Annotated in this window: 6 protein-coding genes; 4 read left to right on the top strand and 2 right to left on the bottom strand. The window is 71.8% G+C overall.

Translation table 11 applies throughout. The annotated features are described in order from the left end of the window. Nucleotides 1–205 precede the first annotated feature (205 nt). Nucleotides 206–889: a chaplin gene (locus tag ACFTZL_RS36210; protein WP_382592027.1), complete on the bottom strand. Its 684-nt coding sequence runs from the start codon at nucleotides 887–889 to the stop codon at nucleotides 206–208. A 274-nt stretch (nucleotides 890–1,163) separates the two neighbouring features. Here ACFTZL_RS36210 and ACFTZL_RS36205 point away from each other — a divergent pair, with 274 nt between their 5' ends. The 3 genes from ACFTZL_RS36205 to ACFTZL_RS36195 all read left to right on the top strand — a co-directional run bounded on the left by ACFTZL_RS36205 (nucleotide 1,164) and on the right by ACFTZL_RS36195 (nucleotide 5,617). After that, complete coding sequence (locus ACFTZL_RS36205) at nucleotides 1,164–2,735, top strand: alpha/beta hydrolase (protein WP_382592024.1); 1,572 nt, start codon at nucleotides 1,164–1,166, stop codon at nucleotides 2,733–2,735. A gap of 106 nt (nucleotides 2,736–2,841) precedes the next feature. Beyond that, the gene (locus ACFTZL_RS36200) at nucleotides 2,842–3,936 is read left to right on the top strand and encodes a chemotaxis protein (protein ID WP_382592021.1); all 1,095 of its coding nucleotides are present in this window, start codon (nucleotides 2,842–2,844) and stop codon (nucleotides 3,934–3,936) included. A gap of 271 nt (nucleotides 3,937–4,207) precedes the next feature. Further along, nucleotides 4,208–5,617, top strand: a complete 1,410-nt coding sequence (locus ACFTZL_RS36195) for a PP2C family protein-serine/threonine phosphatase (RefSeq protein WP_382592019.1) — start codon at nucleotides 4,208–4,210, stop codon at nucleotides 5,615–5,617. An 18-nt stretch (nucleotides 5,618–5,635) separates the two neighbouring features. Here the strand turns inward: ACFTZL_RS36195 and ACFTZL_RS36190 are convergent, their stop codons facing one another. Then, nucleotides 5,636–7,129: a hypothetical protein gene (locus ACFTZL_RS36190; protein WP_382592016.1), complete on the bottom strand. Its 1,494-nt coding sequence runs from the start codon at nucleotides 7,127–7,129 to the stop codon at nucleotides 5,636–5,638. A 233-nt stretch (nucleotides 7,130–7,362) separates the two neighbouring features. Between ACFTZL_RS36190 and ACFTZL_RS36185 the strand changes: the two genes are divergently transcribed. Further along, entirely contained in the window at nucleotides 7,363–8,502 is a 1,140-nt protein-coding gene (locus tag ACFTZL_RS36185) for an aminoglycoside phosphotransferase family protein (protein WP_382592013.1), read from the top strand. The last annotated feature ends 13 nt before the right edge of the window (nucleotides 8,503–8,515 follow it).

The raw sequence follows: 8,515 nt of genomic DNA, 5'->3' as shown, positions 1-8,515 counted from the left end.
GGGTGCAGAGGGCTTGGCGGCTCCTGCCCGAGAGCACCACGACGTGCCACCACTCGGCAGCGCCGCCGGGGCGCCCCGGCTCCCGGGCCCGAACAGTTCGGTGTCGCCTGCCACCGATCGGCGGGGCCGCGAGGGCGCCGCCGTTTCCGAGCCCGGGAGCGGTATCGCGTACCGACACCCGCGGGACCGCCAGGGCTCCGCTGCGTCAGCGCCGCTGCGCGCCGTCCGTCGCCGGGCGGCACCGCCGGCGCAGCACCACTCCCCCGAGCACCAGCGCCGCGCTCGCCGCGACGACCGGCAGGGTGTGGTCCGAGCCCGTGTGGGCGAGGGCGCCCGTGGCCTGCGGCGCGGAGTGCGGGGCAGGGGCGGGGTCGGGGGCCGGGTGCGCCCGGGGCGGGACGGACGGCTTCGGGGCCGCCGGCTTCGGTGGGTGGTGGGGGCGGACCGGCCGGCCGCCGGGGGTGTTCGAGGACTCGTTGCCGGTCGCCGCGTTGCCGATCCCGACCACGTTCACGCTGTTGCCGGTGACGTTGACCGGGAGGTCGACCGGTAGCTGTACGACGTTGCCGGAGGCCACGCCCGGTGAATCCTTTCCGCTGCCTTCGGCGACCGCACCGCCGGGCTTGCCCGGCCGGCCTGCCCGCCCGTCGCCCTTGTTCGCGCAGCTATTGCCCGCGGCGGGGTTCAGGACCCCCACCACGTTCACCGTGTTCCCGCACACGTTCACCGGGACATGCACCGGCAGCTGAACGGTGTTGCCGGAGACCACCCCGGGCGAACCGGCCGCCGATCCTTCCGCCGCGGAATCCGCGTACGCGGGGACCGCCAGGGCCATCGCGCCCGAGGCGGCGGCGACGGCGATCACACCGTTTCGGGTAACCCGTCTCATAGGTTCCCTGCCTTCCAGACATCGTCGCGGGCACTCACCCGCACGGGATAGAACGCGAGGCGCACGATCCGAGTTATGGCTTATCGGCCTTTCACTCCATCGAGCGGCCCGGTTGTCGAACTAGCGGTAAAGCCCTTCGTATGCGGGACGAAGCCACGCACCACAAGGCACTTCGAGCGGCCCCACCTGCCCGGAGGCGCCGCTTCCGAGGCCCGCTTATGGTGGGCGAGGGCGCCGGTTCCCGGTCCGCTGTGGGGCGCCCCTGGAGGCATTGATGCTGGCCAAGCTGTCCACGCACCTCTCGATCCGGCGCTGCGCGGTCACCGGCGTGGCCGGGCTGGCCCTGCTGGGCGCGGGCCTGCCGGCGGCCGACGACCCCCCGCCCGGCCTGACGCGCTTCTACGACCAGAAGGTCAAGTGGTCGGCGTGCGAGGGCATGGACATGCCCGCGGACCTGCAGTGCGGCAAGGTCACCGTCCCGCTCGACTACGCCAGGCCCGGGAAGGGGACTCTCGATCTCGCCTTGGCCCGCTACCGGGCCACGGGCAAGTCCAGGGGCTCGCTGCTGCTGAACTTCGGCGGCCCGGGCGTCCCGGGCGTGACCCAACTCGCCATCGGCGGCAAACACTTCATGGGCCTGACGAACGGCTACGACGTCGTCGGCTTCGACCCTCGCGGCGTCGGCCGCTCCGCGCCGGTGAGCTGCGGAAACGCCTCCACCGGCGCACTGGACGCGACAGACGGGAACGCCGAGGTCGCCGATCCGCAGGCCGTGCTCGAGAAGCTGCGCGCGGCGGCGGCCGAGTGCGCCGAGCACTCGGGACCCGTCCTGCGCCACATGGGCACGGTGAACGCGGCCCGCGATCTGGACGTCATGCGGGACGCGCTCGGCGACGACAAGCTCAACTACCTGGGCTTCTCGTACGGCAGCCGGCTCGGGGCGGTGTACTCGGCCCGCTTCCCCGAGAAGGTCGGCAGGGTGGCGCTGGACGGCGTGGACACGCTGACCGAGCCGCTGTCCGAGCAGGGCATGGCGAGCGCCCGGGGACTGCAGACCGCGCTGGAGAACTTCCTGACCTGGTGCACGGAGGACATCGCCTGCCCGTTCGGGCAGGATCCGCGAAAGGCCAGGGAACACGTCGAACAGGTGGTCGAGTCACTCGACGAGGACCCGGTGCCGACGGACTTCGGCGAGGCGTTCTCCGGCCAGGACTTCGCGGGCGCGCTCGGGCAGGGCCTCTACAGCAGGGAGCTGTGGCCCTTGCTGCAGCGGGCGGTCGCCCAGCTGCTCGAGGAGGGCGACACGCGTGGCCTGGAGGCCTTCGCGTCCGGAGGTGTCACGCTCCCGCCGCTGCGGGGCAAGCACCGCGGACTCGTCGACCCGGAGGACGTGCCCCTGGACAACCTGCCGGCGGCGCTGATGGCGGTCAATTGCGCGGACGATCCCGACCGCCCCGCCGCCGCGCAGGTCACCAAGGACCTCGGCCGGCTCCGCGCCCGGTACGAGCAGGCGTCACCGGTCTTCGGCCGGTACCGGCTCACCCAGGTGCTGCTGTGCTACGGCCGCCCCAAGGGCACCGACTTCATCCGCGACGAGGTCAAGGACGTCGACACGCCGAGGATGCTGCTCGTCGGCACCCGCGGCGACCCTGCCACGCCGTACCGCTGGACGGTGGAGACGGCCGAGCGGCTCGGCTCGTCGGCCGTGGTGCTCGACAACCGGAGCGAGGGCCACACCGGCTACGGGTCCTCCAAGTGCGTGCACGGCAAGGTCGACGCCTTCCTGCTGTACGGCACTCTCCCGCCGGACGGCAGCTCCTGCGGCTCCGATCACGACACCGAGTGAGCCGGTGCTCCCCCAGCGTGCCTCCGCGAACGCGCACACCGGCACTCGAACCGGTGAACCGATTGCCCCAAATGCCCCGATCGCGAATCAGCTCTATCGTGCTGTCATGGAGCACGTTCTGAGTCCCGCGACCCTTGCCGAGCTGCGGCGCCCGCGCCCCTACCCCGCGGTCTCCGTGCTGACGCCGACACACCGGCGCGAGCCCTACAACGCCCAGGATCAGGTCCGGCTGCGCAACGTGGTGGCCGAGGCCAAGAAGCAACTGGAGGCCGATCCGGAGGTCAGCCGGGATCGGCGTACCGAGGTCGCCCGGCACCTCGACCGGGCCCTGTCCGAGGTCGACCTGACGCACGCCGAGGACGGCCTGGTCATCTTCGCGGCTCCCGGTGAGCACCAGGTGTGGTCGCTCGCCCGGTCCGTGCCCGAGCGCGTGGTGCTCTCGGACACCTTCCTCACCCGCAACCTGGTCTCCGCCCAGACGGCCGGGCGGCCGTTCTGGGTGCTGTCGCTCGCCGCGGACCGCGTCACGCTGTGGAACGGCGGAGTCGACCGCGTATCCGAGGCACGGGTCGGCGGCTTCCCGCTGACCAGGCGCGTGGAGAACTTCGACCCGGAACGGCAGCAGCGGATCGGGGACCTGCCGAGCGCCTTCCGGGAGGAACGCACCCGCCAGTTCCTGCGCGAGACCGACACCGCGATGAGCACCGTCCTGCGCGACCACCCGCGACGGCTGTACGTCACCGGCGAGCCGGCCGCCCTCTCGCTGCTGGACGAGGTCGGCAGTGCCGCCAAGGGCGCGGTGCACGTCCCGCACGGCGGGCTCGCCCACGGGACGCCCGAGACGGTGTGGCAGGCCATACGCCCGGTGATCGAGGCGGAGGCCCTCAGGAGCACGGACGCCGTGAGCCGCGCCCTCGAAACGGCCCGCGGGCGGCGGGAGTTCGCCGCCGGTGTCGACGAGCTGTGGCAGAGCGCCAGAGTCGGCCGCGTCCGGCTGCTGGCCGTCGAGGAGAACTACCGGGTGACGGTCCGCGACGCCGGGGACCATCTGATCCTCGCCGAGTCCGGCGATCTCGACTCCCGCGAGGACATCGTGGACGAGATCGTCGAGCAGTGCCTGGAGACGGGCGCCGACGTCCGCTTCGTACCGGACGGCGCACTCGGCGAGGCGGACGGGATCGCCGGGGTGCTGCGGTACTGAACGCCTCGAACACCGGGCCGTCGAACACGCGCGGCACCTGGGCGCAACGTTACCCACGGGTCGTCAAATACCCTGTGTAACCTACGACTTGAGCACCCGAGCGGCACACTTCGCGCCTACCTCGGAGTAACTCCGTGAGACTGTGGCATATGCCAGAAGCACCACCGTATCGTGTGTTGCCGAATCCCTTACAGGGCGTCGCGGGCTGTGCAACAGTCGTAACGGTCCCTCCGTCCGCCTTGGTCGTACCGTCCCCGCATCGGAGTGCGTCATGCCGTCCCACCTCTCCGCGGACCGCCCAGCCGCCCAGCCGCCCGGACGCGGCTCGGTCGACGCGCTCATATCGCAGACGCGGCGGCTCAAGGGCGACATGGACGCGGTGCGGCGCGACGCCGAGGGGGACGGATCGGACCACCCGCGCGGTCGCTGGCAGCGCGCCCTGTACGACCTGGCCCTGCACCAGCTCAACGACCTCGACGAACATCTGGCCCAGCTACGGGACGGCCCACCGCCCGCGGCGGCCCCCCTGGAACCCGCCGCTCCCCCGCAGGGTTCGCTGCTCAGCAGGGTCGGCAGCGCCGAGTGGAACCTGCTGACGGACGAGGCCAGTTGGTCCGGGGAGCTCTACCAGATCCTGGGCCGCGACCCCGACGCTCCGCCGCTCACCCTCGACGAGATGCCGTCCCTGGTCCTCGACGAGGACCGGCCGAAGCTGACGGCGATGGTCACGAACTGCCTCGTCGACGCCCGGCCCATCGACGGCGAGTTCCGCATCGCACGCCGGGACGGCGACGTCCGGACCGTGCACATGATGGGCGAACCGGTGCTCGACACTGACGGCAGCACCGCCTCGATGTGGGCCGTGCTGCGAGACGTCAGCGAACTGCGCCGCAGCCAGCGGGTGGTCAGCGAGACCCGTGACTCGCTCCACCACGAGGGGCATGCCGCGCGGACCGAACACCGGCTCGCGGTCGAGTTGCAGGAGGCCGTGCTGCCGCCGTGGCGCGGCTCCCTGCGGCTCCCGCACCGGGGCCCCAGGACCCTCGATCTCGCGGCCCACCACCTGCCGGCGTCCACGAGCACGCTGATCGGCGGCGACTGGTACGACGCGCTCGAACTGACCGACGGCGAAACGCTCCTGAGCGTCGGCGACCTCACCGGCCACGGAGTCGGTGTCACGTCGAACATGACCATGCTGCTCGGCGCCGTCCGCGGCATGGCGATAGCCGGTGCCCCACCGGGACAGCTGATGGCCTGGCTGAACCAGTTACTCGACGCCACCGTGCAACCCGCCCTCGGCAGCGCCGTCTGCTGCCGCTACCGGCCCGAAACCCGCACCCTGGTGTGGGCGCAGGCCGGGCACCCCGCCCCGCTGCTGTTCCGCGACGGGACGGGGCGCATGCTGAACACACCGGACGGCGTCCTGCTCGGCGCCACCTCGGGCGCCGTCTACGGGCAGGCCGAAGAGACCCTCGAGGTGGGCGACCTGCTGCTCCTGCACACCGACGGGCTGGTACCCGGGCACACCGGAGCGGCGGCCGTGAACCTCCTCCTCGACCTGGCCCCGCGCCTGGCAGGGAACCGCACAGCGGAGGACTGCGTGACGACGATCGTCCAGGAGTTCGGCGAGGGCGCACGCGAGGACAACGCCTGTGTGCTCGTCGCCAAGGTCACGTCATAGGGTCACGCCATAGGAAAGTCAGGCCCGTGCGCTGTTGCCGCCCCTGGCCTTCGTCTTCGGCAGGGCGAGCTTGATCTCCTCCCGCAGCTCCTGGATCCTCGGGTAACCGGAGTACTCGGCCGTGAGCCGGTACATCTCGCGCAGCCGGTCCCAGGTGCGATGGGAGGAGTTGGATCCCATCGACACCAGGGCCAACCGCGCGTACCGGTCCGCCTGTTCGGGGTCGTCCGCGATGAAGCAGGCCGACGCCATCGACAGATAGTCGAAGATCTTCGACCGCTGCCGGCCGTCGACCCGCAGGGCCAGCGCCTTCTCCGCGTAGTGCTGGGCATGCGCGGACGCGCCCGGCTCGAACTCGGCGAGCGTGCGATAGGCCAGCGCCTGCATGCCGTAGAGGTCTTCCTCCTTGAAGGTCTGCATCCAGTCCGGCGGTGGTACGTCGGCCTTGTCGGATACGAACAGGTCCTCGGCCTGCCCGAGCGTGCGGCGCATCGCCTGGCCCTTGCCCATGGCGGCCTGTGCCCAGGCCTCGATGGTGCAGAGCATCGCCCGGGTGCGGGGCAGCACGTCGTCGCCCGAGCCGGATGTGGCGAGTCTCATCAGGTCCAGGGCCTCGTCCGGCTTGCCCAGATGGACCATCTGGCGGGCCGCACGGGAGAGTGCCTCGCCCGCGCGGGGCCGGTCCCCGCCCTCCCGGGCCGCGTGCGCGGCGATGACGAAGTACTTCTGGGCCGTGGGTTCCAGGCCGACGTCGTGCGACATCCAGCCCGCGAGTACGGCCAGGTTGGCGGCGACGCCCCACAGGCGCCGCTGGAGATGGGGTGGGTGACGGTAGGCGAGCATGCCGCCCACCTCGTTGAGCTGTCCCACCACGGCCTTGCGCTGGAGCCCGCCGCCGCGGGCCGCGTCCCAGGCGCGGAACACCTCGACCGAACGCTCCAGTTCCTCGATCTCCTGCGACCCGATGGGGGCGGCCTCGTAACGGTCGAACCCGGCGGGGTCGGCGTGCAGGGGATGATCGAGGTCGGGAGCGTCGGCAACCAGGGCAGGGTCGGTGTGCAGCCAGTCGTACATGGCGCTGCTGAGTGCGGATCCCGCGGCGAGCGCGGCGCCCGCGCCCACCAAGCCGCGTCGGTTGAGCATGAGGTCCATTCCCGTGAATTCGGTGAGGACCGCGGCCGTCCGCTCGGGCGCCCACGGCACACCGTCGGGAGGCTCCGCACTCCCGCCGCCCTGCCGTTTCCCCGCACGCCCGTGCCGGACCAGACCGAGGTCCTCGATGGTCACGACACGGCCGAGACGCTCGGTGAACAGAACCGCCAGCACCCGCGGCACCGGATCGCGCGGGATCTCTCCCGTGTCGATCCAACGCCGCACCCGGGAGGTGTCGGTCGAGAGCTGGGGGTGGCCCATGGCCGCCGCCTGCCGGTTGACCAGCCTCGCGAGTTCGCCCTTCGACCAGCCGGCCAGGCCGAACAGGTCCGAGAGACGGGTGTTGGGTTGTCCGCTCACATCAAGCCCCCAGGTACTCGGCTGAGTTGACAGTAGCCCGGGGAGACTTGCCGGGCGACTATTCGCCAGGGTTCGCCAGGGTTCGCCAGATGGTGTGCCACCGGGCATCCGGTGTCAGGTAGGAAAGCGCCACCCCGACCCGGTCGCCGCAGGGACATTCCCCAGGATGCTCCAGGGAGTCCGGGCCGGGGGTGCGCTGTCGTCGCAGGCACACGAAGGGATCTGTTTCGCCCATGTACGCAGCATCGTCCTCCGTGTCCGCACCGCCCCGGTCGCTGCACCCGCGTCCCACGGACAGTGGCCCCTACCTCGCCCCCGCGCGGCCGGCGGCCCCCGTGCTCGGTGCGGGCAGGGCACGGCGCGGCGCGGTTCTCGGAACCCAACCGCTCAGCGGAAGACTCGACTTGTCCGGCCCCCAGGGCGCCCAACTGCGCACCGCCATCGCGTCGGTGCACCGCATCTGCCCGGAGTTCGCCCCGGTGCAGGTGCTGCGCCGCAACGGCCGGTCCGTACTCCTGGTCGGTACGACCGGTCGCAACACGGCCGTCGCCAAGTGTTTACTGGACCACTCTCCCGCCTGGTCCGAGCGGATCCACCACGAGATAGCGGCGTACCGCTCGTTCGTCCGGCACCGCCCTCCCGTGCGGGTGCCGAGACTGATCGCGGCGGACCCGGACAACTGCACGCTGGTGATCGAGCGGATGCCCGGGCGGGTGGCGGCGCTCCAGCGGCACCCGGCCGAGGCGCCGCCGCGGGCGGACATCAGAGCCGCGCTGGGCGCGATCTGCCGGCTGAACGCCTGGCGGCCGCCGGCGGGCACGTTCGACGCCCCGCTCGACTACGCGGCGCGGATCTCGCGGTACCACGAGCTGGGTCTGCTCACCGACCGGGACCTGGGCGATCTGCAGAAGCTGCTGCACGGCATCGCGCAGGCGGCCGGGCGGCATGGAATGGGCCAGTTCTGCCACGGCGACGCACTGTTGTCGAACATCCTCCTGTCACCAGCCGGTCCAGTGCTGGTGGACTGGGAGCACGCGGGCTGGTACCTGCCGGGCTACGACCTGGCGACGCTGTGGTCGGTGCTCGGGGACGCACCGGTGGCCCGTCGCCAGATCAGCCAGATCGCCCAGTCGGCGGGCCCGGCGTCCAGGGATGCCTTCCTGGTGAACCTGATGCTGGTGCTGACCCGTGAGATCCGTACGTACGAGACGGCCGTGCAGCGTTCGATGCACGACGCGGCCCCGGCGGCACCGGGCCCGGCCCACCCTGGTGCTGCGCCGTCCGGCGAGGAGCAGCGGCTGCTGCTGCGGCGGCTGCACGACGACTGCCAGCTCGCCCGGCGGGCCGTGCGCGCGGCGGTCGGCACTCGCTGACGGGGACGAAGCG

The organism is Streptomyces sp. NPDC056948 (genome assembly GCF_042674225.1).
GTDB lineage: Bacteria > Actinomycetota > Actinomycetes > Streptomycetales > Streptomycetaceae > Streptomyces > Streptomyces purpurascens.
This window is presented reverse-complemented; position numbering and strand designations above follow the sequence as displayed.